Annotated in this window: 22 protein-coding genes and 1 other RNA gene; 17 read left to right on the forward strand and 6 right to left on the reverse strand. The window is 62.8% G+C overall.

Translation table 11 applies throughout. The features are described 5' to 3' along the window. Positions 1–77: 77 nt before the first annotated feature. From AC07VY_RS12525 to cysK, 6 genes are all read right to left on the reverse strand, one after another. Positions 78–914, reverse strand: coding sequence for a carbohydrate ABC transporter permease (locus tag AC07VY_RS12525; RefSeq protein WP_092758527.1), 837 nt, complete (start codon positions 912–914; stop codon positions 78–80). Between the two features lie 12 nt (positions 915–926). Continuing rightward, positions 927–1,802, reverse strand: a complete 876-nt coding sequence (locus tag AC07VY_RS12530; RefSeq protein ID WP_495097570.1) for a carbohydrate ABC transporter permease — start codon at positions 1,800–1,802, stop codon at positions 927–929. An 8-nt stretch (positions 1,803–1,810) separates the two neighbouring features. After that, complete coding sequence (locus tag AC07VY_RS12535; protein WP_495097569.1) at positions 1,811–2,896, reverse strand: ABC transporter ATP-binding protein; 1,086 nt, start codon at positions 2,894–2,896, stop codon at positions 1,811–1,813. 200 nt (positions 2,897–3,096) lie between these two features. Beyond that, complete coding sequence (gene alkB / locus AC07VY_RS12540; RefSeq protein WP_495097568.1) at positions 3,097–3,738, reverse strand: DNA oxidative demethylase AlkB; 642 nt, start codon at positions 3,736–3,738, stop codon at positions 3,097–3,099. Positions 3,739–3,747: 9 nt separating this feature from the next. Then, on the reverse strand, positions 3,748–6,717 hold the full coding sequence (locus AC07VY_RS12545) for a transglycosylase domain-containing protein (protein WP_495097721.1): 2,970 nt from the start codon (positions 6,715–6,717) through the stop codon (positions 3,748–3,750). Positions 6,718–6,851: 134 nt separating this feature from the next. Then, positions 6,852–7,769: a cysteine synthase A gene (gene cysK, locus AC07VY_RS12550; RefSeq protein ID WP_495074100.1), complete on the reverse strand. Its 918-nt coding sequence runs from the start codon at positions 7,767–7,769 to the stop codon at positions 6,852–6,854. Between the two features lie 77 nt (positions 7,770–7,846). Here cysK and rnpB point away from each other — a divergent pair. From rnpB to mraY, 17 genes are all read left to right on the forward strand, one after another. After that, positions 7,847–8,284: RNase P RNA component class A (gene rnpB / locus AC07VY_RS12555), an RNA gene on the forward strand. A gap of 145 nt (positions 8,285–8,429) precedes the next feature. Continuing rightward, a complete protein-coding gene (dapF, locus tag AC07VY_RS12560; RefSeq protein ID WP_495097567.1) occupies positions 8,430–9,299 on the forward strand; it encodes a diaminopimelate epimerase in 870 nt (289 codons plus the stop codon). Between the two features lie 15 nt (positions 9,300–9,314). After that, positions 9,315–9,998 carry a DUF484 family protein gene (locus tag AC07VY_RS12565; RefSeq protein WP_495074098.1) on the forward strand — a complete coding sequence of 228 codons (684 nt, stop codon included), beginning with the start codon at positions 9,315–9,317 and terminating at the stop codon, positions 9,996–9,998. 5 nt (positions 9,999–10,003) lie between these two features. Next, positions 10,004–10,948 carry a tyrosine-type recombinase/integrase gene (locus AC07VY_RS12570; protein WP_495097566.1) on the forward strand — a complete coding sequence of 315 codons (945 nt, stop codon included), beginning with the start codon at positions 10,004–10,006 and terminating at the stop codon, positions 10,946–10,948. A gap of 38 nt (positions 10,949–10,986) precedes the next feature. Next, positions 10,987–12,183: a class I SAM-dependent rRNA methyltransferase gene (locus tag AC07VY_RS12575; protein ID WP_495097565.1), complete on the forward strand. Its 1,197-nt coding sequence runs from the start codon at positions 10,987–10,989 to the stop codon at positions 12,181–12,183. 109 nt (positions 12,184–12,292) lie between these two features. Continuing rightward, positions 12,293–13,345, forward strand: coding sequence for a CobW family GTP-binding protein (locus AC07VY_RS12580; RefSeq protein WP_495097564.1), 1,053 nt, complete (start codon positions 12,293–12,295; stop codon positions 13,343–13,345). Between the two features lie 277 nt (positions 13,346–13,622). Beyond that, positions 13,623–14,234 (forward strand): RNA polymerase-binding protein DksA, encoded by a 612-nt coding sequence (dksA, locus tag AC07VY_RS12585; protein WP_495074094.1) that lies wholly within the window; start codon positions 13,623–13,625, stop codon positions 14,232–14,234. Between the two features lie 46 nt (positions 14,235–14,280). Further along, positions 14,281–16,011 (forward strand): STAS domain-containing protein, encoded by a 1,731-nt coding sequence (locus AC07VY_RS12590; protein ID WP_495097563.1) that lies wholly within the window; start codon positions 14,281–14,283, stop codon positions 16,009–16,011. A gap of 63 nt (positions 16,012–16,074) precedes the next feature. Next, positions 16,075–16,620 carry an ATP-dependent protease subunit HslV gene (hslV, locus tag AC07VY_RS12595; RefSeq protein ID WP_490591112.1) on the forward strand — a complete coding sequence of 182 codons (546 nt, stop codon included), beginning with the start codon at positions 16,075–16,077 and terminating at the stop codon, positions 16,618–16,620. A gap of 45 nt (positions 16,621–16,665) precedes the next feature. Further along, positions 16,666–18,018, forward strand: a complete 1,353-nt coding sequence (gene hslU / locus AC07VY_RS12600; RefSeq protein ID WP_495097562.1) for an ATP-dependent protease ATPase subunit HslU — start codon at positions 16,666–16,668, stop codon at positions 18,016–18,018. Positions 18,019–18,306: 288 nt separating this feature from the next. Then, on the forward strand, positions 18,307–18,735 hold the full coding sequence (mraZ, locus tag AC07VY_RS12605; protein ID WP_495097561.1) for a division/cell wall cluster transcriptional repressor MraZ: 429 nt from the start codon (positions 18,307–18,309) through the stop codon (positions 18,733–18,735). 9 nt (positions 18,736–18,744) lie between these two features. Then, a complete protein-coding gene (gene rsmH / locus AC07VY_RS12610) occupies positions 18,745–19,698 on the forward strand; it encodes a 16S rRNA (cytosine(1402)-N(4))-methyltransferase RsmH (protein ID WP_495097560.1) in 954 nt (317 codons plus the stop codon). After that, positions 19,695–19,988, forward strand: a complete 294-nt coding sequence (gene ftsL, locus AC07VY_RS12615; RefSeq protein WP_495074089.1) for a cell division protein FtsL — start codon at positions 19,695–19,697, stop codon at positions 19,986–19,988. The genes rsmH and ftsL overlap by 4 nt, the downstream gene beginning before the upstream one ends. Beyond that, a complete protein-coding gene (locus AC07VY_RS12620) occupies positions 19,985–21,715 on the forward strand; it encodes a peptidoglycan D,D-transpeptidase FtsI family protein (protein WP_495074088.1) in 1,731 nt (576 codons plus the stop codon). The genes ftsL and AC07VY_RS12620 overlap by 4 nt, the downstream gene beginning before the upstream one ends. Then, positions 21,715–23,202 (forward strand): UDP-N-acetylmuramoyl-L-alanyl-D-glutamate--2,6-diaminopimelate ligase, encoded by a 1,488-nt coding sequence (locus AC07VY_RS12625; RefSeq protein WP_495097559.1) that lies wholly within the window; start codon positions 21,715–21,717, stop codon positions 23,200–23,202. The genes AC07VY_RS12620 and AC07VY_RS12625 overlap by 1 nt, the downstream gene beginning before the upstream one ends. 5 nt (positions 23,203–23,207) lie before the next feature. Further along, the gene (locus AC07VY_RS12630) at positions 23,208–24,608 is read left to right on the forward strand and encodes a UDP-N-acetylmuramoyl-tripeptide--D-alanyl-D-alanine ligase (RefSeq protein ID WP_495097720.1); all 1,401 of its coding nucleotides are present in this window, start codon (positions 23,208–23,210) and stop codon (positions 24,606–24,608) included. Next, positions 24,598–25,776: a phospho-N-acetylmuramoyl-pentapeptide-transferase gene (gene mraY, locus AC07VY_RS12635; RefSeq protein WP_495074086.1), complete on the forward strand. Its 1,179-nt coding sequence runs from the start codon at positions 24,598–24,600 to the stop codon at positions 25,774–25,776. Before AC07VY_RS12630 ends, mraY begins: the two co-directional genes overlap by 11 nt. Positions 25,777–25,779: the final 3 nt, after the last annotated feature.

Consider the following 25,779-nt stretch of genomic DNA (forward strand, 5'->3'; position numbering starts at 1 on the left):
TTTTTTATCCAGGCCCCACCGCAGCGGATGGCCGTTTTCCATGTGCAGCGGATCGGCGCTGCCCCGTTTTGGGTGTGTCAGCGCACGGCGGTGCCGGCGACTGCGGTGACGATGTATTTCTGGAAGAACAGGTACAGAATGAACAGCGGCAGCCCGGCAAACACCGCCTGCGACATCAGGTAGCCAATGCCTTCGGATTGCGCAAAGTTCGATTGCGTCGAGGCCAGGCCCAGCGTGATGGTGTACATCTCGGACTTGGACGCCGACACCAGTGGCCACAGGTAGTCGTTCCATGAATTCAGGAAGGTGAAGATGCCCAGCGTCGCCTGCGCCGGCACCGACAGCGGCAGGATGATGCGCCAGAAGATCTTCAGCCGCGAGGCGTTGTCCAGCTGCGCGGCTTCTTCCAGCTCCATTGGTATGCCCTTGAAATACTGGGCCATCAGGTACACCCCAAACGGTGCGGCCAGTCGGGGCAGGATCAGTGCGCTATAGGTGTTGTGCAGCTCCAGGTCGGCAAACATGCGATGCAGCGGCACGATGATGGCCTGCTCGGGCACGGCCAACCCGGCCAGCACGAAGGCAAACAAGATGCGCCGGCCCGGAAACGTGGTGCGGGCAAAGCCATAGCCGGCCAGCGAGGCGATCACCAGCGTCAAGAAGGTCTGGCCCAGCGAGACGATGGCGCTGTTCATCAGCCAGCGGAACACCGACGAGGTGCCCAGGATGTCGCTGTAGTTCTTCAGCGTGAACGGCGGTGCAAACAGCACATCGGTGCGCGCTGCCAGCACGTCATTGGGCTTGAACGACAGCATCAAAACCCATAGCAAGGGTGCCACCCACAGGCAGGCCAGCGCTATCGCCGCGCCCAGCACCAGCCGGTCGCCCCAGCCTTTTCCAACCATATTTGACATTGCGGGGTTCCTTTAAGCGTTGCGGCGGTTCAGCCAGGCTTGCAGGCTGACGCCGAGCAGCATGAGTACGAACAGCACCTGGGCGGCGGCGGCCGAGTAGCCCAGCGCCCACTGCCGGAAGCCGGTCTCATAAATGAACTGGACGATGGGGCGCGAGGTGTTGTTCGGCCCGCCGGCCGTCATCAGATAGGACTGGCCGAACAGCTGGAATTGCTGGATGACCTCGATCACCGCCACCAGCGCCACTGTGCGCTTGATCGACGGCAAGGTGATGGACACAAAGGTGCGCCAGCGGCCGGCGTTGTCCAGCGCCGCGGCCTCGTACATTTCTTGCGGGATCTGCTGCAGTGCGGCCAGGAACAGCATCATGGGCAGGCCAATAATCCACCACACGGTGACCAGTGCCACCGACGGCAGGGCCAGGCTCTCGCTGACCAGGGGCGCAATCGGTGCCAGGCCCATGCCCTGCATCAGGTTCGACAGCAGGCCCCGGTCGGGCATCAGCACCAGGCGCCAGACCAGGGTGACGATGGTCACTGACAGCACCGATGACCCAAAAAAGATAGCGCGTAGCGCAGCACCGGTGCGCCCAGGGCGGTTTAAAGCTAAGGCAAGCGCCAGGCCTAGTGCGACGAACACTGGCGTCGTCATGCCCACAAAGTAAAAGGTGTTGCGCACCGCGCCCATGAAGATGTCGTCATGCAGCAGGTCGGCGTAGTTCTTCAGGCCGATGAAGTCGCTGGTGTCGGCCAGCATGTCCACGTCGCGCAGGCTCAGCCACCAGCCGGTGGCCAGCGGCAGTACCAGCAGCAAAACGTAGACCACCAGAAAGGGCAGCACGAACAAGGCGTTGCCCCAGTGCTTGGGTTGTTTGCGGGCTTTTTGCATGGCAGGCCTTACAGAGGCGCGTGGTGGGCCAGGCCCGCCGCGTCGAACACATGCAGACGCGCGCTGTCTATGCGCAGCGCCACGGCTTCGCCGGGAGCGGCCGCACTGTCGCGGTGGGCTTCGGCCACCACGCTGCTGCCGTCGGCCAGGCCTACGTGCACCAGCGTGCGGTCGCCCAGGCGCTCCACGATGTCGATGCGACCAGGCAGCTCGCCTTGCGGGTCTACGGTGATGGATTCGGCGCGGATACCCAGGGTCAGCGGACCGGTGTGCGGCACGTCGGCATCCATCAGCGTGGTGCGCAGCACACTGCCATGGGCCAGTTGCAGGCACAGCCGGCCGTCTTGCGGGGCCATGCGCTCGGTGTCTAAGAAGTTCATCGCCGGCTGGCCAATGAAGCCCGCCACAAAGCGCGTGGCTGGGCGGCGGTAGATGTCCATGGGCGCGCCGATCTGTTCGATCTGGCCTTTGTTCATCACCACGATGCGGGTCGCCAGCGTCATGGCTTCGACCTGGTCGTGGGTGACGAACACCATGGTCGATTGCAGCCGTTGATGCAGCCGTGCCAGCTCGACCCGGGTGCGGGTGCGCAGGGCGGCGTCCAGATTCGACAGGGGTTCGTCAAACAAAAACGCGCTGGGGTTCTTCACGATGGAGCGGCCGATCGCCACCCGCTGGCGCTGCCCGCCCGACAACTGACCGGGCTTGCGTTGCAGCAGCGGCTCCAGTTCCAGCATGCGGGCGGCGTCGGTGATGCGGGTGCCGATCTCTGCCTCGGCCAGGCCGATGTTGCGCATGCCGAAGGCCATGTTGTCGTACACGCTCATGTGCGGGTACAGCGCGTAGTGCTGGAACACCATGGCCACGCCGCGCTGGCCGGGGGGGAGGTCGGTTACGTCGCGGCCGGCGATGGTGATGCTGCCCGCGGTCACCGGCTCCAGGCCGGCCATCATGCGCAGCAGTGTCGATTTGCCGCAGCCCGAGGGGCCGAGGAAGACCAGGAACTCGCCTTGCACGATGTCCAGGCTCAGATCGTTCATCACCGCTACGTTGCCGTAGTGCTTGCTGACCCGGTTCAGTTGAATGCCTGCCACGTCTTGTCTCCAATATGTCTTTGGTATTATGAAAGACAATCATAGAGGCGGCAAAGTTGGGCTGTCAACCGCATTCGATGTTGCATTGCAGCATGGCTGCCGGCTTCGTGTGATTTGGTTTGCTATAAATTAAATAGCTTCTTCCGCAGGTACTACCTGCGCTGTAGCCGTATTTCGTCTATGCCACCAGTGGCGGTAGGTCAGCCCGCTTTGCGCAGGGTCAGGTTGATGCGCTGCGCGCCCAGCAGCGGGTGTTCTGCTTGCGCCACGGGCAGCACGCCGTGGTAGCGCAGGCGGTCGGCGCCGCCCCAGACCACCACGTCGCCGTGCACCAGCGGTACGCGCAGGGTCTTGCCGACGCGGTCAAAGCCGCCCAGCAGAAAGGTGGCCGGTATACCCAGCGACACCGAGACGATGGGCGCGCTGTAGTCGCGCTCGTCCTTGTCCTGGTGCAGCGACAGGCGCGCGCCCGGCAGGTAGCGGTTGACCAGGCAGGCGTCCGGCACAAAGCCGGCGAAGCCCGCGCGCGCCGCGGCTTCTTGTGCCAGTTGCAGCAGCACCTCGGGCAGGGGCGGCCAGGGTTGACCGGTATCGGGGTTGAGCGGGCTGTAGCGGTAGCTGTGGCGGTCGCTGGTCCAGCCCAGGGCGCCGCAATTGGTGAGTGCCACCGACATGGGTTGGCCGCCCGGCGTGACCATGTGGCGGAAGGGCGCGGTTTGCTGAATGAGTTCCAGTGCCTGCAGCAGCCGAGGCACATAGGGCAGGGCCAGCCCCTGCAGCAGCTTGGCCTGCGGGGCCAGCACCAGCTCGGCCGGCGTGCCGCCAAAAAGATCGGCTTGCATGGGGAGGGCTTAGTTGCGACAGGCCAGCGCGCTGGCTGCGGGGCTGTCACCCATGCTGGACAGCAAGGTGGGCGCCAGCGACTTCAGTAGCTGGGCCGAGAGTGCGCTGGTGAAGCGGTAGTTGGCCGCATAGGGCTCGTGCACATAGGCCGTCATGGTGCCAAAGAAGCGGTCGCCCAGCAGAAACACAAAGGTGGCCGAGCGGTTCACCGCGCGCGAGGACACCAGCCGCCCGCCGGGCCCATAGGTTTCAAAGCGGTGGTCGCCGGTGCCGGTTTTGCCGCCGATGTCGATGCTGCTGCCATTGGCCAGCTTGAAGCCGTCGCGCAGCCGGCTGGCGGTGCCGCCGTTCACCACGTCCAGCAGCGAGCGGCGTACCACCTCGGTCAGCTCCTCGGGCAGCAGCCGTTCGGCGACGGGTGGGGCGCTTTCAAAGCGGGTGGCATAGGGTGTGCCGCTGGCGAAATCCAGGCTGTGCAGCTTGCGCAACGGCAGGCGCATACCCTTGTTGACGATGATGCCCATCAGTTCGGCCAGGGCTGCCGGGCGGTCGCCCGAAGCGCCCAGGGCGGTGGCCAGGGACGGGGTCAGCGACTCAAAGGGGTAGCCCAACCGGCGCCAGTCCTGGGCAATTTCCTGAAAGGCCTCCAGCTCCAGCATCTGGCGTATGCGCTTGTCCTGCGCCACCTTGCGGTTGCTTTTGAACAGCCAGCTGTAGACATCCTGGCGCACGCTGCTACTGGCCTGCAGGGTCTGCGCCAGCGTGGCACCCGGCTGCTGGTGCATATAGCTGACCACCCACAGCTCCAGCGGGTGGATGCCGGCGATGTAGCCCCGGTCGGGCAGCGAAAATTTGTCTACCGCGTACTTGGCGTACAGATCTTGCAGCTGGGCATCGGACAAGGCCATGCCGGGCAGGCGTTGGCGCAGGAAGGCCGTGAACTGCGCCAGATCCGCATCGGGCTGCAGGCTGCGGAACACCGTGGCCAGCCGTGCCGGCACCGGGCGCATGGTTTGCAGCAGCAGGTCCTGGGCGGCGTCGGGCGCCAGCCCCTGGTATTTGCGGTAGAAGCGGGCCATGAACTGGCGGCCCTCCTTGTCGGCAAAGCGGGCCAGAATTTCCTGCCGCGCGGGCGAGTCTACGGCTGGCAGCGCGGCGCTGCTGGCACCCGAGCGCTGGAACTGGTAGTACTGCACCACGTCACGCATCAGCCGCACAAACACCAGGTTCACTGAGTGCTGGAAGCTCTCGCGCACCGTCATGACCTTGTAGTTTTCTTCGGGCTCGAAGTTCTCAAAGCTTTGCACGCCGCCGCCGGTGACGAAGCTCTCGCCCGGGTTGCCGGAGTAGCTGCGCTCCATGGCGGCCTCCAGCATGGGGTGCAGGCTTTTGTCCTGCGCCTGGGCCATGTAGGCGCGGGCCCAGCGGCTCAGAGTGTCGGCGTCGTCGCCCTTGGCAGCGGCCAGTTCCTGTGGACTCATTCCGGCATAGCGCTGGTGCAGCTCGGTGATGATTTCCAGGTAGGTGATCAGCGTGCGTAGCTTGGCGGTGGAGCCTAGGTTGAGCCGTGCACCGTCGTTGATGTCGAAGGGCTGGTCGAAGTTGTCGGTCTGCACGCGCAGCAGGTTGGCGCCGTCGCGCTGCTCAAACAGCGTGAAGCTGAACACCAGCTTGCTCGGGTCGTCGCCGGGGCTGAGCATATTGTGGCCATACAGGCCGGCAGCCTTGGCGCTGGCGGGCTCGCTCAACTGGCGCAGCACGGTGCTGACCTCGCGCTGCACCTCGCCGTTCAAGGTGGCGTTGGCCGCCATATCAAAACGGTCCAGGTCGTACAGGTGTTTCACTTGCAACAGGCTGGACAGGTGGCTGCGCAATGCGGTCACCGCCTTGCGTGTGACAAAGGACACCGGTGGTTCAGCGCCGGTGTCTTGCTGCAGCTTGAGCTGGATGGGCAAGGCCGCGTCCCGCAGCGCGGGCGAGATGATGCCGGCGCTGGCCAGCACGCGCAAATGGCTATCGGCCAACTGCTGCAGGGCGGCCCGGCCCTCGCGCAGATAGTACGAGGGCCGGCGCTGCGCAATCATCAGCGACATTGCCTGTTTGAAGGCCTCGGCCCGGCTTTGCAGCGCGGGGCCGGTTTCAGTTGCGTTGTCTTGCAGCAGCTGGTTGGCCTCATTGAAATCGCGCCCATACCAGGCCCACAGGCCGTCGCCCATGCCGTTGACTTCGCCGTAGCCGGGCTTGGCGGCCAGCGGCACGGTGTTCAGGTAGTCCACCACGGTTTGCTGGCGGAAGGCCAGGGTGTTTTCGCCGTCCAGATAGGTCTTGATGGAGGCGCTGGCCATTTGCCGCAGCTTCTCGCGTGGCGAGGCGGTGCGGCCCTCGGGCGAGTGGCGGTATTTGTCGATCTGCGTGACCAGCGTGCTGGCGCCGGGGGCTTCGTGCGACTTGTCTACCGCGTGCACGACCTGGTCGGTCAGGGCCTTGCTGAAGCGCCCCCAGTTGATGGCGGGGTTGTGTTTGGGCTGGCTGTCATCCAGCAGGTCGCGGTCTTCGATGAACAGCAAGGTGTTCACCAGCAGCGAGGGCACGGAGCGGAAGTCCGCATAGCCGCGCTCAGGGAAGCGTTCGGCATACAGCGTTTGGGCATTGCAGTCGCGCAGGTTCAGCCCGGCCTGGTTCTTTTCTGCGTAGGGCAGCGGAAGCCCGTTGTCGGCCAGTTCGGCCATGCGTGGCGAGATACGCGCTTGCTGGGTGACGGTATAGCCGTGTGCGCTCAGGGACTGGGTGAAGGACGGAATCTGGCTATAGCCCAGGCGTTCGTCGTAGGGCCCGCTGTGCGGGAAGCGGATGGCGTCTTCGGGGCTGGGCCCAGGTTCTGGCGCAAAGCGCAGCTCTTGCCCCAACCGTGACAGATAGCGCGCCTGCAGCCGGGAGGTGTTTAGCTCATCCGCGACCAGCCAAGCCAATAGCGCCATCAATCCCAGCAGGATGGCCAGTAAGAGCAGTTTCCACCATGAACGGAGCAACAATTTTTAGACGTGGGAAATGCAACTTGGAAGCCCTATGGTAGAGGCAAAATCGGCCGCATCCCGCGTCTTTTTCATGCTGTTTATGCAGGTAGAAACCCGTCTACCGACAGGTAGCGTTCACCGGTGTCGTAATTGAAGCCCAGCACGCGTGCGCCTGCGCCCAGTTCGGGCAGCTTTTGCGCGATCGCTGCCAGCGTGGCTCCGCTGGAAATGCCCACCAGCATGCCTTCTTCGCGCGCGCTGCGACGGGCCATTTCGCGGGCTGGCTCGGCGTCTACCTGGATGGTGCCGTCCAGCAGGGCTACGTCCAGGTTTTTGGGGATGAAGCCCGCGCCTATGCCCTGGATGGGGTGGGGCGCAGGGGCGCCGCCGGAGATCACGGGCGAGGCCGTGGGCTCCACCGCAAACACCTTCAGGTTGGGCCATTTTTCCTTCAGGACACGGGCGCAGCCGCTGATGTGGCCGCCAGTGCCCACGCCGGTGATGAGGGCATCCAGCCCTTCGGGGAAGTCGGCCAGGATTTCCTGCGCCGTGGTGCGTACATGCACGTCGATGTTGGCGGGATTTTCAAACTGCTGCGGCATCCAGCTGCCGGGCGTAGCGGCGACCAGCTCCTGGGCGCGGGCGATGGCGCCCTTCATGCCTTTTTCGCGCGGCGTCAGGTCAAAGCTGGCGCCGTAGGCCAGCATCAGGCGGCGGCGTTCAACCGACATGCTGTCAGGCATCACCAGCACCAGCTTGTAGCCCTTGACCGCAGCCACCATGGCCAGGCCCACGCCGGTGTTGCCGGATGTGGGTTCGATGATGGTGCCGCCGGGTCGCAGCACGCCGGATTTCTCCGCGTCTTCCACCATGCTGAGCGCAATGCGGTCCTTGATCGAGCCGCCGGGGTTGCTGCGCTCGGACTTGATCCACACATTGGCAGCCGGGCCAAACAGGCGCTGGATGCGGACGTGCGGGGTGTTGCCAATGGTGTGCAGGATGGTGTCGGCGCGCATGGAATGTCTTTCGATAACGTGAAAGTTGAAGCTGCAGAAAAAGAAATGCATTGTGGCACTGCGATAATGCACCCCGTGAAGCCCGCCAGACCGCCGCTGGTGCAATCTGGGAAACCAGGCACTGGAGGAACGTCCGGACTGCATAGGGCAGCGTAGCAGCTAACGGCTGTCCACCGTGAGGTGAGGATTAGAGCAACAGAGACGAGTTCGGTCAGGTCAGCCCAGCAAGGGTGGTCTGTGCGGTACCTGCGCAAGCGGGTACGCGGATGGCGCAAGCCAGACGCTCCCGGCGCAAGCCGGGAATAGCACAGCACCTCGGTCGGGCAAAGCCCGACCGAGGTGAAACGGGCAATCTCTACGCGCAGCAATACCAAGTAGGCCAACGTTGACGGGGCCCCCGGAGTTGGCGGGTAGGTAGCATTGAGCCGGCGGGGCGACCCCCGGCCCAGATTAATGGCGGTCACACGGGGGGCAACTCCCGCGCACAGAATCCGGCTTATCGGTGGGCTTCACACTTTTATAGAAGAAATAGGCCGTTGGCGCTTATTTCATAAGCGTAAGTAGCTATGGATTCAATAGCATTTGCGCGCCAGCACGGTACGCAGGGCTTGAATCGCCCTGCCGTTTAAAAATCCATGCGCCAGAGCGGATAATTCCCCCATGCACATCCCATTCACCAAAATGCAGGGCGCGGGCAACGACTTTGTGGTGCTCGACGAAACCCAGGGCCGCCTAGGGCTGAGCGCCGCCCAGTACCGCTTCCTGGCCGACCGCCACTTCGGCGTCGGCGCCGACCAAATTCTGTCCGTGCGCCGCGCCAGCGCACCGGGCATCGATTTCGAATACGCCATCCACAACGCCGACGGCGGCGAGGTGGAGCACTGCGGCAATGGCGCGCGCTGCTTTATGCGCTTCGTCCACAGCCGCGGACTCACCACGCAAAGCAGCGTGCGCGTGCAAACCATGGAGCGCGTGCTGCAACTGAACATGCAGGATGACGGCCGCGTCACCGTGGACATGGGCCTGCCGGTGTTCGATCTGCCGCAGATTCCGTTCGACCCGCAAGGCCTGCAGCCCGTGGCCGTGAATGATTGGCAAATATGGCCGCTGGCGCAGGTGGAGTCTGCGCAGGGTGCTACATTTAGCGTAGCGGTTGTGTCCATGGGCAACCCGCATGCCGTGCACCTGGTGGACGACGCCGAGGCCACGCCGGTCGCCAGTCTGGGCCCGCTGGTGCAGGCCCAGTCCTGCTTCCCGAATGGCGTGAACGTCGGCTCCCTGCAGGTGGTCAGTCGCAGCCAGGTGCGTCTGCGTGTCTATGAGCGCGGCGCCGGCGAAACCCTGGCCTGCGGCACCGGCGCCTGCGCGGCGGTGGTAGCGGGCATACGCCTGGGCTTGCTGGACGCGCGGGTGGACGTGGACACCCATGGCGGCCGCCTGACCATCGAATGGGCCGGCATGGGCCAGCCAGTGCGGATGACTGGCCCGGCCACTACGGTTTTTGACGGCTCGATCACGATTCCAGACTAATTGATTGCACCCCCTATGAACACCACCAATCCGATCACCGAAGACGACATCGCCAACTTTCTGGCCAACACGCCCGAGTTTTTCGAGCGCCATTCCCAGGTGCTGGCCTCGGTGCAGCTGTCCAGCCCGCACGGCAACCGTGCCGTCAGCCTGCAGGAGCGTCAGGCCGAGATGCTGCGCGAGAAGATCAAGGGCCTGGAGCACCGCATCATGGACATGGTGCGCCATGGCAACGAGAACGTCATCATTGCCGACAAGCTGCAGCGCTGGGCGCGCAGCCTGTTGCTGACGCGTTCGCCCGCCGATCTGCCCGAACGTATCGCGCGCGAGATCGAGGTCCAGTTTTCCGTGCCGCAGGCAGCCATCAAGGTCTGGGGCGTGGCCGATGAATACGCGCACGCCGCCTGGGCGCGTGGTGTCAGCGATGACGCGAAGATTTTTGCCTCCTCGCTTACCGCGCCGTTCTGCGGCGTGAACTCGGGTTTCGAGGCGGTCAGCTGGCTGGCCGAGCCGTCGGCTGCCATGTCGCTGGCGCTGATGCCGCTGCGTACCGGCGTGTTGAACAGCCCTAGCCCGGCTTTCGGCATGCTGGTGCTGGCCTCGCCCGACGCTCACCGTTTCGAGTCGGCCATGGGCACCGACTTCCTGGAGCGCATCGCCGAGCTGGCGGGCGCCGCTTTGTCGCGCTTGCGCGCTTAATCAATATGGCAGAGGCCAGCGTACCGCCGCCATTGGTCGTGCAGTACCTGGACCATGTGCGCTTTGAAAAGCGTCTGGCCGAGCGTACCGTGGCGCTGTACACGCTGGACCTGCAGAGGCTGGCGCAGGAGGCTGACAAGGCCGGCGTGGCGTTGACTGCCGTGGCCCACCACCACATTCGCCGCTGGGTGGCGCAAATGCACAGCCAGGGCCGCACCGGGCGTGGCATCGCGCTCATTCTGTCGGGCTGGCGCGGTTTCTATACCTGGCTGGGCCGCCAAGGCCTGGTGGCCAGCAACCCGGTGCAGGACGTGCGCGCACCTAAAGCCGCCAAGCCCCTGCCTAAAGCCCTCGGCTTGAACGAGGCCGCGGGTCTGGCCGACTTTGAAAACGAGGCCGACGATCCCTGGCTGGAGGCGCGCGACGCCGCCATGGTCGAGCTGCTATACGGCGGCGGCCTGCGCGTGGGCGAGTTGACCGGACTGGACGCCAAGCCCAGCCCACAGGCGCGTGGCTGGATTGACCTGGATGCCGGCGAAGCCCATGTGCTGGGCAAGGGCAGCAAGCGGCGCAGCGTGCCGATTGGCCGAAAGGCCGTCGAAGCACTGGAGCGCTGGCTGGCCCTGCGCGCCGAAGGGCAGGGCGCACAGTTCTCGCCGGCTTTGTTTCTGGGCCGCTATGGCACGCGGTTGACCGCCCAGTCGGTCTGGCAGCGCTTGCGCCGGCGCAGCCAGCTGGCCGGTACCGCCACCCCGGTGCATCCGCACATGCTGCGCCATTCGTTTGCCAGCCACGTGCTGCAAAGCAGCGGCGACCTGCGCGCGGTACAGGAGCTGCTGGGCCACGCCAATATCAGCACCACCCAGGTCTACACCCGGCTGGACTTCCAGCATCTGGCCAAGGTCTACGACGCGGCCCATCCCCGGGCGAAGCTGCCGCCGGGCAAGTAGTCGGGAGGTCTGGGCAAATAGGCCCGACAATCCCGCCCATGAAAGTTATTCGTTTACGTGAAGGCAAGGAACGCTCGCTGCAGCGCCGCCACCCCTGGATTTTTGACTCCGCCATCGCCAAAGGCGGCGGTGACGCGGGCGAAACCGTGCGCGTGGAGTCGCATGAGGGCAAGTTTCTGGGCTGGGCGGCGTTCAGCCCCACGTCCAAGATCCGCGCCCGGGTCTGGAGCTTTGACGAAACCCAGCGTATTGATGCTGCGTTTTTTGTAGCTGCTGTCGCAGCTGCTATCAGCGCCAGAGCCCGATTTGATGTCAATAGTGACGGCGTACGTCTGATCCATGGCGAGTCCGACGGCCTGCCGGGCCTGATCGTTGACCGCTATGGCGACACCCTGGTGGCGCAGTTCCTGTTTGCCGGTGTGGAGCGCTGGAAGGCCGTGCTGGTCGACGCGATCCTGGCCGCCACCGGCCTGACCAAGCTGTACGAACGTTCCGACACCAATACCCGTTCGCTGGAAGGCCTGGAGCCCACCACCGGCTGGCTGCGTGGCGACGGCGCCACCGGCCTGACCATCCAGGAGCACCAGTGGCGCCTCGGCCTGGACATCGCTGAGGGCCACAAGACCGGCTTCTATCTGGACCAGCGCGACAGCCGCAAGAAAATGGCCGATTACGCCCAGCGCCTGCAGCTCCAGCGCGTGCTGAACTGCTATTGCTATACAGGGGGCTTTACCGTGGCGGCCCTGGCCGGCATGCGGGCCGGCGGCAGCCAGGGGCATGTCACGTCCATCGACTCGTCCGGCCCGGCGCTGGAGCAGGCAGCGGCGAATGTGGCGCTGAACGGCTTTGCGGCGGACCGCGTCACCTTTATGGATGCCGACGTGAACGCCTCGCTGCGCCAGTTTGCGGCGCAAGGCCAGACGTTCGACTGCATCGTGCTGGACCCGCCCAAGTTTGCCCCCACGGCAGCCCACGCCGACCGCGCGGCCCGCGCTTATAAAGATATCAACCGGCTGGCCTTCAAGATCCTGGAGCCGGGCGGCGTGCTGTTTACCTATTCGTGTTCGGGCGGCATCAACGCCGACCTGTTCCACAAGATCGTTGCCTCGGCCGGTATCGACGCCGGGGTGGATGGCTATATCAGCGAGCGCCTGGGCGGCGCCCCCGACCACCCGATGACCATCAATTTCCCCGAAGGCGAGTACCTCAAAGGCCTTGTAATTCTGAGGAAATAGCCCCATCTAAAGCCCGCCTGAATTGGCCGCTACACTCCCCACCTGTTAATTTCCACGAAATCGCGGGAGCGGCGCTGTTCCCAGTGACAAATTAGCAATGAAAGAACCCATGGCACTCATCCCCGTCACCATCCTGACCGGCTTTCTGGGCTCGGGCAAGACCACGCTGCTCAAGCGCGTGCTGACCGAGGCCCACGGCCAGAAGATCGCCGTCGTTGAAAACGAGTTTGGCGAAGAAAACATCGACAACGAGATCCTGGTCTCCGAGCCGGGCGAGCAAATCATCCAGCTGAACAACGGCTGCATCTGCTGCTCGATCCGCGAAGACCTGCGCGCCACCCTGAGCCTGCTGGCCGCCAAAAAGCGCAAGGGCCTGCTGGACTTCGAGCGCGTGGTCATCGAAACCACTGGCCTGGCCGACCCCGGCCCGGTGGCCCAGACCTTCTTCATGGACGACGAGATCGCCGAAAGCTATCTGCTGGACTCGATCCTGACCCTGGTGGACGCCAAACATGCGGCAACCCAGCTGAACGACCGCCAGGAAGCCCGCCGCCAGGTGGGTTTTGCCGACCAGATCTTCATCAGCAAGACTGACCTGGTCGAGCCGGCCGAGGTCGATGCGCTGATGCACCGCCTCAAGCACATGAACCCGCGGGCGCCGCAAAAGGCCGTGCACTTCGGCGAAGTGCCCCTGAGCGAGGTGTTCGACCTGCGCGGCTTCAACCTGAATGCCAAGCTGGACATCGACCCCGACTTCCTCAAGGAAGACGATCATGACCACCACGACCATGCCGAGGGTGAGCACTGCGACCACCCCTCGCACCAGCATGACCACGGCCATGAGGGGCACCACCATCACCATGACGACGATGTGAAAAGCTTTGTATTCAAAGCCGATCGCCCGTTTGATCCGGCCAAGCTGGAAGATTTTCTCGGCGCTGTTGTTAATATTTACGGCCCGCGCATGTTGCGCTACAAAGGCGTCTTGAATATGCAAGGCACCGAGCGTAAAGTCATTTTCCAGGGCGTGCATCAGTTGATGGGCAGCGACCTGGGCCCAGCTTGGGCCGAAGATGAGAAGCGCAGCAGCAAAATGGTGTTTATTGGTATTGATCTGCCGAAAGACATCTTTTTGCAAGGCATGGAGCAGTGTTTGGTGTAAGGTCAATGTTGGTGAAAGGGCCCCGCTGCAGCGGGTGAATACATGATGGCTTCGTTCTTGCATGGAAATACGGCTGGCGGCTTTAAGTCTGCGGGTCGGTGCATGCGTGCGAAGCTGCATGCTCGCTTTACCACGTACCCACCCACAAAATCTAAGAAGTCAGCGGCGGTAGCAATTGCCCCGCGCCAACCGTGAGTACCCCCCCAAAGTGACAACCGCACCCAAGCCGGCGACCCCGGAAGCTACGACCGAAACGACCCAGACCGGGCCGCGGTACATGGCCATCCCAGCAAAAAGTACCCGCCCGTCCTCGCGGTTGGCCCAGCTGACCGTGCCTTCCATGGCGCCCACCGTGGCCTCCACGGCCGCCAAGTCCAGCTATATGCAGAACGCGCCAGAGCCCATGATTGCGCCGCCACCGCACGTTGCCGCCAAGAAGGACCCCAAGCTGGCCAACAACTGGAAGACAACGCCGGCCGACAAATTGACCGATGCCGAAGTCATGGCCATGCCTGACAGCGAGTACATGAACGAAAAGCAGACGGCTTTCTTCCGTCTCAAGCTGGTGGCGCTGAAGCAGGATATGCTGAACAACGCCGGTGAAACCACCGAACATTTGCGTGAAGACACGGTGGTCGTGCCCGATCCAGCCGACCGCGCCACGATCGAGGAAGAGCATGCCCTGGAGTTGCGTACCCGTGACCGTGAGCGCAAGCTACTCAAGAAGATCGAGCAGTCCATCAACCGCATCGATGCGGGCGACTATGGCTACTGCGACGAAACCGGGGAGCCTATCGGCGTCGGTCGCTTGCTGGCGCGTCCTACCGCCACGCTGTCGCTGGAAGCCCAGCAGCGTCGCGAGCTCAAGCAGAAGATGTTCGGCGATTGAGCATATTGCTGTTTCACTCTGATTCCCCGGTCGTACCAGGTTAGCCATGCCCCCTAACGAACCTTCTGGTTTGCTGTCCAAGGTCGTCAAGTTCGTTCGTAACCCGACGACGAACTGGTCTGACCTTGACCAGCCGGAGACGGACAAGGAAAGCCAGTACAGCAAGCAGATGCTCAAGGAAATGATTGAGCGCAAGCGCCGCAATGACTTTGTGCGGCGCCGTGAGTTTGACCAGCTGCGTAAGTTGCGCCAGAACGAAGCCCAGCCGCAGGCGGCGGATGCGGCGGAGCGGCCTTCTTTCTTTCAGAGCAGCATGCAGTCCATCCAGTCCAAGCTGGATGACCGCGCGGGTACGATCAAGAAGATCGATGAGATTGAAGAGCAGATGTCGCGCCAATGGTGGAAAGCCAAGGATGCAACGGGCGGCAAGTCTGCCGTGCCCTTGTCGTCTCGGGCGGGGCTGCTGCCAGCCGAGTCGGTGTCGGCAGCGGGTACTGCCACTTCTTTTGCACCTACGGTGCCATCTCCCTTGTCCCCCACGGTGGCCTCCACGGCGTTTGCACCGACCGAGGTTGCTCCGCTGCGGGAAAGTACGTCATCGAGCGAGCCCATGGTGGATATGTTGGCGGCGCTGGATACCCAGATCAATTTTTCCGCTGACGCACAGGGTGCTGGCGGGTTGGACGACGTGGATTTTGTGCATATCCCCGAGCTGGACGAGGCGGCGATCCGTTTCGCCAACGGAGATGTGGATGCGGTAGAGGCCCTCATCCAGGCTTTGCTGCGGGCCGAGCATGGCGCGGACGGCAATTCCGAACTCTGGGCCACTTTGTTTGACTTTTACCGCGCGACCGATCGGGCTGATCGGTTTGACGTTGCGGGCATTGATTACGCGACCCGGTTTGGCCGCTCTGCGCCCAACTGGTTTTCCATTCCAGAGCAGGCGGGGCGCTGGGGAACTGCCAGTACGCCGGCGGCGCAGGCGGACAATGATTTCAACTGGACCAGCCCCAGTGTGCTGGGTGCTACCACGGTGGCGAATCTGCGGCTCGCGCTGCAGCGCGGTGCGCCGTCCAGGTTGCAGATCGATTGGTCCCATTTGGTTTCTATCGATGTAGCGGCGCTGGAGGGGCTGAATGCCCTGCTGGACAGCTGGACGCACCAGGCCGTGCGCCTGAGTTTTTTGCGTATCGATCGCCTGGAAGCCGTGGTGCAGAGCCAAGCCCGAACGGGGGATGCGGGCGTCAACCAGGCCTGGTGGCGTTTGCGGCTGGATTTGCTGCGTATTTTGCGCAACCACGATGCATTTGACATGGTTGCGCTGGAGTACTGCATCACCTACGAGGTGTCCCCGCCCTCATGGCAGGATGTGCGATGTTCCTGCGTGGTCTTGTCCGCGCCCGATGAGGAGGCCGTACCCGGTGCGCCGTTATCCCGTCAGCCAGCTGACTCCATGTTCAAACATACCGATATGGGGGGGGGCGACTCCATCCAGGGTATGCAGCACACGGGCTTAAGCGGCGTGGTGGAGGGCGATGCAGCAGATATATTGGCCAGGGTAGACGTTTGGGCGGATGGCGCCGCCACTGTGGTCGTGCCTTGTGACTATTTGGTTCGCATTGATTTTTCGGCGGCCGGTTCTGTACTGAACTGGGCTGCGCTTCACCATGCTGCAGGGCGCAGCGTGCGTTTTACCGGCCTGCACAGACTGGCTGCGATTTTCTTCAACATTGTCGGCATCAATGAACATGCCAAGGTGATTCCCCGCAGGAATTGAGCCTTGGCTGCCGGCACAATCGGGCCGGCTGCATGGATGGCGCTCACCTCTTATTTGGATCCTATGGAGCAATTTCACGGTACCACCATCCTCAGTGTGCGGCGCAAAACCCCGACCGGTATGCAGGTTGCGATTGGCGGAGATGGCCAGGTCACGCTGGGCAATATCGTGGTCAAGGGTACGGCGCGCAAGGTGCGCAAATTGCACCATGACCGGGTGCTGGCTGGTTTTGCCGGTGCGACGGCGGACGCATTCACGCTGTTTGAACGGTTTGAGGGCAAGCTGGAAAAGCACCAGGGCCACTTGGTGCGTGCGGCCATCGAGCTGACCAAGGATTGGCGTACCGACCGCGTGCTGCGCCGCCTGGAGGCCATGCTAGCGGTGGCAGATAGTACGGCTTCGCTGATCATCACGGGCAATGGCGATGTGCTGGAGCCGGAAAATGGCATTGTGGCTATCGGGTCGGGCGGTGCCTTTGCACAGTCTGCCGCCAAGGCCTTGCTGGACAACACCGATTTGTCAGCCCAGGAGATAGTCAAAAAGTCGCTGGAAATCGCCGGCGAACTGTGCATCTACACCAATATGCACCACACCATTGAAGTCCTTTGAGTTTGCGCGTCAGCCGCAGCCATTGTCCAGAATAGAGTAAGCACCATGTCCTCGATGACGCCCCAAGAAATCGTTTCTGAACTCGACCGCCATATCGTTGGCCAGCACCAGGCCAAGCGTGCGGTGGCTATTGCACTGCGTAACCGTTGGCGCCGCCAGCAGGTGCCGGAGGCCCTGCGCTTTGAGATCACGCCCAAGAACATTCTCATGATTGGCCCCACCGGTGTGGGTAAAACCGAAATCGCCCGCCGTTTGGCTCGCCTGGCGGATGCGCCTTTCATCAAGGTCGAAGCTACCAAGTTCACTGAGGTGGGTTATGTGGGCAAGGATGTGGATGCCATCATCCGTGACCTGGCCGATATTGCCGTCAAACAAACCCGCGAAACTGAAATGCGTAAGGTGCGCACCCGCGCTGAGGATGCTGCCGAAGAGCGTATTTTGGATATTCTGATTCCCCCTGCCCGCAGTGCCGCCAGCGGAGCGGATTTCGGTTTTACGCCGGCCACGCCTGCCGTGGCGGACAGTGCTGCGCGCCAGGCGTTCCGCAAGAAGCTGCGCGAGCACCAGCTGGACGACAAGGAAATCGAGCTGGAGCTTGCGGATGCCAAGGCTCAGCTGGAGATCATGGGTCCGCCAGGCATGGAGGAAATGACCGAGCAGCTGCGCGGCATGTTCAGTCAGATTGGGCAACCCAAGCGCAAGACCCGCAAGCTGCGTATTGACGAGGCCATGAAGCTCCTGGTCGAGGAAGAGGCCGCCAAGCTGGTGAATGAAGAAGATATCAGAACCCAGGCTATCCATAATGCAGAGCAAAACGGCATAGTCTTTATCGATGAAATCGACAAGGTGACATCTCGTTCCGAAGGTTCTGGAGCCGAGGTTTCGCGTCAGGGGGTGCAGCGTGATTTGCTGCCCTTGGTTGAAGGTACCACGGTATCGACCAAATATGGCACGGTGAAAACCGACCACATCCTGTTCATCGCCTCGGGGGCTTTTCATTTGAGCAAACCCAGCGACCTGATCCCCGAGCTGCAAGGCCGCTTCCCGATACGGGTGGAGCTGCAGTCCTTGTCTGTGCAGGACTTCGAGGCCATCCTCACCCAAACCCATGCATCTTTGGTCAAGCAGTACCAGGCTTTGCTGGCGACGGAGAGTGTGACTCTGGAGTTCACGTCTGAGGGGATCACCCGGCTGGCCCACATTGCGTTTGACGTGAACGAGCGTACAGAGAACATTGGTGCGCGGCGGCTGTCCACGGTGTTGGAGCGCCTGCTCGATGAGGTTAGCTTTGCGGCTGCCGAGTTGACTGGACAGACGGTTGTTGTGGACGCTGCATATGTGGACGTGCGCCTGCAAGAGCTGAGCAAAAACGAAGATTTATCCCGCTATATCCTCTGAGCACCGAAGTCTGGCCCCCTGCCGGACTTTTTTGTTACCGCCTGTCGTGTCGCCCATCTGAGCTGGCACATTCAGAATGTGCGCTAAGTGCTTAATTTAGAACGTATTTTGCATTTTCCTACTTGCAAGGCGACGTCTAAGTCCTTGATTTGATTACAAAAAATACCAGTTGCGGAATGGGCGCAGTCTTTTTTTCCTGCTACAGTGCAAAAAAGTGCAATTAAGTGGTGAAAAGTGCCTTCGCACGCTCCATCGGATTGCAACTCTCAAGCAAGGTGGGCAGTAGTTGTGTTTCAAGGGGCTTCGTCTCTCAGTCTGGATGCCAAGGGGCGTTTATCGGTGCCGACCCGGCACCGGGACGTGCTGAGCGCGACTGCGGGCGGTCAGCTGACCATCACCAAGCACCCGCACGGCTGCTTGATGCTGTTCCCCCGCCCGGAGTGGGAGAAGTTCCGCGAACGTATTGCCGAGCTACCTATGTCGGCCCAGTGGTGGAAGCGCATCTTTCTGGGTAACGCGATGGATGTGGATATGGACGCCACCGGCCGGGTGCTGGTGTCGCCTGAGTTGCGTGAAGCGGCAGGTATTGCCAAAGACACCATGCTGCTGGGCATGGGGCGGCATTTTGAACTCTGGGACAAGGTCACCTACGATGCCCAGGAGGCCAAGGCCATGCAGGGTGAGATGCCCGAGGTTTTTCAGGATTTTTCTTTCTAAGGCCCTACGGTGGATACGTTGTGGAAACATACCACCGTCTTGTTGGATGAAGCGATTGACGCGCTTCTCGACAAGCCGGACTCCCCTTCCCACAGCGCCGATGGCGCTGTGGCTACTTACGTCGATGCTACTTTCGGTCGGGGTGGCCATTCGCGTCTGTTGTTATCCAAAATGGCGGACGGCGATCGCTTGATCGCCTTTGACCACGATCCCGAGGCGATTGCCGAAGCCGCCACCATTGCCGACCCGCGCTTTTCCATCCGCCACCAGGGCTTTCGCCATCTGTCTGAGCTGCCCGACGCCAGTGTGGCCGGCGTGTTGATGGACCTGGGCATCAGCTCTCCCCAAATTGACAACCCGGCCCGGGGGTTCAGTTTCCGCTCCGATGGCCCGCTGGATATGCGCATGGACCCCACGCGCGGTGAAAGTGTGGCCGAATGGCTGGCAACAGCCGAAGTTCAACAGATCGCAGAGGTGGTACGTGACTACGGTGAAGAACGGTTTGCTGGCCCCATTGCAAAGGCGATTGTCGCGCGCCGACAAGAGCGCGGCCCGATCACCACTACCTCCGAACTGGCCGACCTCGTGGCTGGCGCGGTCAAGACCCGCGAAGCGGGGCAAAACCCGGCAACGCGCACATTTCAGGCTTTTCGGATTTTCATCAATGCCGAGCTGGAAGAGTTGCAGCTTGCGCTGAACGCCAGCCTGCGCGTGCTGCAACCCGGTGGGCGGCTGGTGGTGATCAGCTTCCATTCGCTGGAAGACCGCATCGTCAAACAATTCATCGCCAAGCATGCCCGAGAGGTGGTGGACCGCCGCACCCCTGACTGGATGCTGGGGGGCTCGAGTCCCATGCCTTTGGAGTCGCTGGGTCGCGTCAAGCCCAGTGCGCAAGAGGTGGCTGGTAATAAGCGTTCACGCAGCGCGGTGATGCGGGTTGCACGCAGGACGGCGGCGCCATGACCCGGCTGAACTTGGTGTTGCTGCTCGCCGTACTGGCCAGCGCCTTGTATCTGGTGCGCATCCAGTACGAATCACGCAGCCTGTTTGTTGAGGTGGACCGTGCGGTTGCCTTATCGCAAAAGCTGGAAATTGAAAACGAACGCTTGCAGGTGGAAAAGCGCGCCCAGGCCACGCCTTTGCGGGTGGAGAAGCTGGCCAAAGAACAGTTGCAGATGCGCACCAGCTCACCCGCCATCACCCAGTACGTGACGGTGGCTCCCCTGGCATCCGCTGCGGGAGGAACGCCATGAGCCGCAGCGTTCGCTATACCTCCAGCCCTTTGCTGGCCAGTAAAACACCGGTATGGCGTAGCAAGCTGGTGGTGGCCGCGATTGCCGTCGGCTTTCTGGGGCTGACGGCGCGTGCTGCCTATATCCAGGTGATTGGCAATGCCTTCTACCAGCACCAGGGCGAGGTGCGCTTTGCCCGTACCCTGGAACTGCCGGCCAATCGGGGCCGCATTCTGGATCGCAACGGCTTGATCCTGGCCTCCAGCGTGATTGCGCCCAGCGTCTGGGCGATCCCGGAGGACGTGGACCACGATCCGGCCAAACTCAAGCAATTGGCCAAGCTGCTGGAAATGCCGCTGGCTGACCTGAACAAGAAGCTGGACGAAGACAAGAGCTTTGTCTGGATCAAGCGCCAGGTGGATGAGCCGATTACCCAGCAGATCACAGCCCTGGGTATCAAGGGTATTTATCTGCGCAAGGAATACAAGCGCCAGTACCCCGAAGGCGAGGCGATTGCCCACGTGGTTGGCTTTACCAACGTGGAAGACAACGGCCAGGATGGCATCGAACTGGCTTTCAACAAGGAATTGGGTGGTAAGCCCGGTTCGCGCCGCGTCATCAAGGACCGCATGGGGCGCGTGGTGGAAGACATCGGCGACCAGGTGCCGCCGGTCGATGGCCGCGAGATCCAGCTCAGTATCGACAGCAAGGTGCAGTTCTTCGCCTACCAGAAGCTGCGCGATGCCGTCATTGCCAACAAGGCCAAGGCCGGTAGCGTGGTGGTGCTGGACACCATCACGGGCGAAGTGCTGGCGCTGGCCAACTATCCCAGCTATTCGCCGGACAACCGCAAGAACCTGACTGGTGAACAGCTGCGCAACCGCGCCCTGACCGATACCTTCGAGCCCGGCTCCACCATGAAACCCATCACCGTGGCGACAGCCCTGGAGTTGGGTCGCATCACGCCGCAAACGCCGATCGACACCTCGCCTGGGCGCTATACCGTGACCGGCTCCACCATCACCGACACGCACAACTATGGTTTGCTGACGGTGGAGGGCGTGATCCAGAAGTCCAGCAACGTGGGCGCCACCAAGATCTCGCAGCGCATGAGTCCGCACGAGATGTGGGACTCGTTCACCGCGGTGGGCTTCGGCCAGAAGCCGCAGCTGACCTTCCCGGGTGCCGTGACCGGGCGTTTGCGCCCCTGGAAGTCCTGGCGCCCGATCGAGCAGGCCACCATGTCTTACGGCTACGGTCTGTCGGCCTCGCTGTTCCAGATGGCGCATTCCTATACGGCTTTTGCCCACGACGGAAAAATCATTCCAGCCACCATGCTCAAGTCGGATGAACCGGCTGTGGGCGTGCAGGTGTTCTCGGCGCAGAACGCCGCTGCAGTACGCAAGATGCTGCAACTGGCCGCCGGCCCGGGCGGCACAGGTCCCTTGGCGCAGACTGTAGGTTATTCGGTGGGCGGCAAGTCCGGCACGGCGCACAAGCAGGTCGGCAAGGGCTACGCCAGCAACAAATACCGCGCCTGGTTTACCGGCATGGCACCCATTGAAAAGCCGCGCATCATCGTTGCCGTGATGGTGGATGAACCCAGCGCGGGCTCGTACTACGGCGGTATCGTGGCCGCGCCGGTGTTCAGTGAAGTGGTACAGCAAACCTTGCGCATGATGGGCGTGCAGCCCGATCTGGACGTCAAGGCCCAGGTGGTGTCCAAGGCCGTGGAGGAGTCGTTCTGATGCTGGAACTACACACGCCTGCCGAAGCGGTAGCCTGGCTGCAAAGCCGGGTGACGGGTGCGCTGCGCGTCGACAGCCGCGCCATCCAGCCAGGCGATGGATTCATCGCCTGGCCGGGGGCAGCCACCGATGGCCGCAAGTTTGTTCAGGCCGCACTGGCCCAGGGCGCAAGCGCCTGCCTGGTCGAACAAGAGGGCAGTGCTGCCTTCGGCTTCACCAGCGACGCGGTGGCCAGCTATACCGGCTTGAAGGCCAGCACCGGACCGATTGCCGCCGCTTATTTCAAACACCCCAGCCAGCAGTTGGACGTGCTGGCCGTTACCGGCACCAACGGCAAAACCTCTACCACCTGGTGGCTAGCCCAGGCGCTATCAAAAGTGCAGCGTTATGCGCAGGCACCTTGCGCGGTAGTGGGTACTTTGGGTGTGGGAATTCCGCCCGATGTGCTAGCTACCGGCCTGACCACGCCCGATCCGGTTCTGTTGCAAAACTCCTTCCGCGGCTTTGTGGACCTGGGCCTGGGCGCCTGCGCCATCGAAGCTTCCAGCATCGGCGTCGTAGAGCGCCGGCTGGACGGCACGAAGATCCGCGTGGCGGTCTTCACCAATTTCACCCAGGACCATCTGGACTACCACGGCAGTACCGAAGCGTATTGGCAGGCCAAGGAAGCCTTGTTCCGTTGGCCCGGCCTGCAAGCGGCCGTGGTGAATGTGGACGATCCACAGGGCTCTGTGCTGGCTGCCTCCCTGAGCGGGCTGGACGTTTGGACCCTATCGTGTGCCCACAGCGCCCGTCTGCAGGCGCGCAATATCCGCTACGAGGCCGCAGGTCTGAGTTTCGAGGTGGTGGAAGGCGCGCAGTCCTGCCGCCTGCAATCTTCCGTGATTGGCCAGTACAACGTGGCCAATCTGCTGGGCGTGATCGGCACCATGCGGGCGCTGGGCGTGCCGCTGGACGAAGCGGTGCGTGCCTGCGATGGCCTGCTGCCGGTGCCTGGCCGCATGGACTGCCTGAACCCGCCCGGCCAGCCCCTGGTGGCGATTGACTATGCGCACACGCCCGATGCCCTGGACAAGGCCTTGCTGGCGCTACGGCCCTTGGCCGAGGCGCGTGGCGGCAAGCTGTGGTGCGTGTTTGGCTGTGGTGGCGACCGCGACAACTCCAAGCGCCCGCTAATGGCTGCAGTGGCCGAGAAGAATGCGGACTTTGTACTGGTGACCAGCGACAACCCGCGCAGCGAGCGCCCCGAGGCCATCATCAGCCAGATTTTGCTGGGCCTGAGCCACAACGCCTGCGTGCGGGTCCAGTCAGACCGTGCCGAGGCCATCGCCGAAGCCATTGCCCAGGCCGCGCCGCAGGACGTTGTCCTGTTGGCAGGCAAGGGCCACGAGGCTACCCAGGAAGTGGCCGGGGTCAAGCATCCTTTTTCCGACAAAACACATGCAGAAGCAGCACTGGCCCAGCGTGCCCAGGGAGGCCAGGTATGAGCGCCATGATGACGCTGCAGCAGGCGGCTGCCTGGATTCCCGGCGCACGCATCAGCGGCGATGCGACGGTGGCCATCCACCGTGTGCACTCCGATACCCGCAGCCTGCAGTCCGGTGATCTCTTCGTGGCGCTGAAGGGCGACAACTTCGACGCCAATCTTCTGCTGGAGCGTGCCCGTGTGCAGGGTGCCGCAGCCGCAATCTGCCACCACGGCCATGCGCTGCCTGGCCTGCCGTGCATCAAGGTGGATGACAGTCTGGCGGCGCTGGGGGCCTTGGCGACCGGCTGGCGCGCCCAATACAGTTTGCCGCTGATCGCGGTGACCGGCAGCAATGGCAAGACCACGGTGACGCAAATGCTGGCGTCCATACTGCGGGCCGCGCAGCCGGACGCCATGCTGGCCACCCAGGGCAATTACAACAACGCCATCGGCGTGCCGCTGACCCTGTTGCGTCTGCGCGCCCACCACCGCCTGGCAGTGGTCGAGCTGGGTATGAACCACCCCGGCGAAATCGCCGCACTGGCCGCCATGGCACAGCCCACGGTAGCCCTGGTGAACAACGCGCAGCGCGAGCACCTGGAGTTCATGGCCACGGTAGAGGCTGTCGCCCAGGAAAACGGCAGCGTGCTGGCCGCACTGCCTGCGGATGGCGTCGCCGTCTTCCCGGCAGACGATGACTACACGCCGGTATGGCGGGGCCTGGCGGGCGTACACCGCTGCCTGCAGTTTTCACTGGCCGATGCCGACGTGTATGCCGAAACCCCAGTCTGGGCCGATGGCGCCTGGCAGGTCCGCGCCCACACCCCGGCGGGAACGCTGTCCTACCGTTTGCGTATTGCCGGCTTGCACAACGTCAAGAATTCATTGGCCGCCGCCGCGTGCGCCTTGGCGGCCGGCGTGCCGTTGACAGCCGTGGTCCAGGGCTTGTCTGTGTTCGAGCCCGTCAAGGGCCGTTCGCGCGCGCTGGCCGTGCCCATGGGCGGGCGTAGCCTGACCGTGGTGGACGACACCTATAACGCCAACCCTGACTCCGTCAAAGCCGCCGTGCAGGTGCTGGCCGCGCTGCCCGGGCCGCGCATGCTGGTGCTGGGCGATATGGGCGAGGTGGGCGACCAGGGGCCGCAATTCCACGCCGAAGCGGGTACCCAGGCCCAGGACAGCGGCATCGACAGCCTGCTGACGCTGGGAAGTTTGTCGGCCCACGCCAGTGCGCAGTTTGCCGGTGCCGTGCATTTCGAAGACATCGACACGCTGCTGGCCGCCGTGCAGCAGCAATTACCCCACATGGCCAGCGTGCTGGTCAAAGGCTCGCGCTTCATGCAGATGGAGCGCGTGGTCGCTTTCATCGCAGCCCAGGCTGAACCACAAGAACAACATCCAAAGGAACCGTCCCGTGCTGCTTAGTCTTGCCCAGTGGCTGCAAACCCTGGCGCCCGAGTTCGGGTTTTTTCGCGTTTTCCAGTACCTCACCTTCCGTGCGGTGATGGCGGCCATGACGGCCTTGCTGATCGGCATTGCTGCCGGCCCGGCTGTGATCCGCCGCCTGACCGCGCTGAAGATCGGCCAGCCCATCCGTGGCTATGGCATGGAAAGCCACCTGGTCAAACAGGGCACGCCCACCATGGGCGGCGTGCTGATCCTGCTGTCCATTGCCATCTCCACCCTGCTGTGGGTGGATCTGTCGAACCGCTTTGTCTGGATCGTGCTGCTGGTGACCCTGGGCTTTGGTGGCATAGGCTGGGTGGACGACTGGCGCAAGGTGGTCAACAAAGATCCGGAAGGTATGCGTTCACGTGAGAAATACATGTGGCAGTCGCTGATCGGCCTGGTGGCCGCTTTGTATTTGGTGTTCAGCATTTCTGAAAACTCCAATTTGCGGGTGCTGGAGCTGTTCCTGAGCTGGGTGCAGTCTGGCTTTGATTTGAACCTGCCGCCCAAAGCCGGTTTGATGCTGCCCTTCTTCAAAGAGGTGAGCTATCCCCTGGGCGTGCTGGGCTTTGTGGTGCTGACCTATCTGGTGATCGTGGGCTCCAGCAATGCGGTGAACCTGACCGACGGCTTGGACGGCTTGGCCATCATGCCGGTGGTGCTGGTGGGCTCGGCGCTGGGCGTGTTTGCCTATGTGACGGGCAGCTCGGTGTTTTCGCGCTATCTGTTTTTGCCGCACATCACGGGCGCGGGCGAGCTGCTGGTGTTCTGTACCGCCATGGCTGGTGCCGGCCTGGCTTTTTTATGGTTCAACGCCTATCCGGCCCAGGTGTTCATGGGCGATGTGGGGGCTCTGGCCCTGGGCGGTGCTCTGGGCACCATTGCCGTCATCGTGCGCCAGGAAGTGGTGCTGTCCATCATGGGCGGCATCTTCGTGGTCGAGGCTTTGTCCGTGATGCTGCAGGTCAGCTGGTTCAAGTTCACCAAGAAAAAATACGGCACCGGTCGGCGCATCCTGAAGATGGCGCCACTGCACCACCATTTCGAAAAAAGCGGCTGGAAGGAAACGCAGGTCGTCGTGCGCTTCTGGATCATCACCATGTTGCTATGCCTGGTGGGCTTGTCCACCCTGAAGCTGCGTTAAGCC

The sequence above is a fragment of the Rhodoferax sp. GW821-FHT02C08 genome (assembly GCF_059421805.1).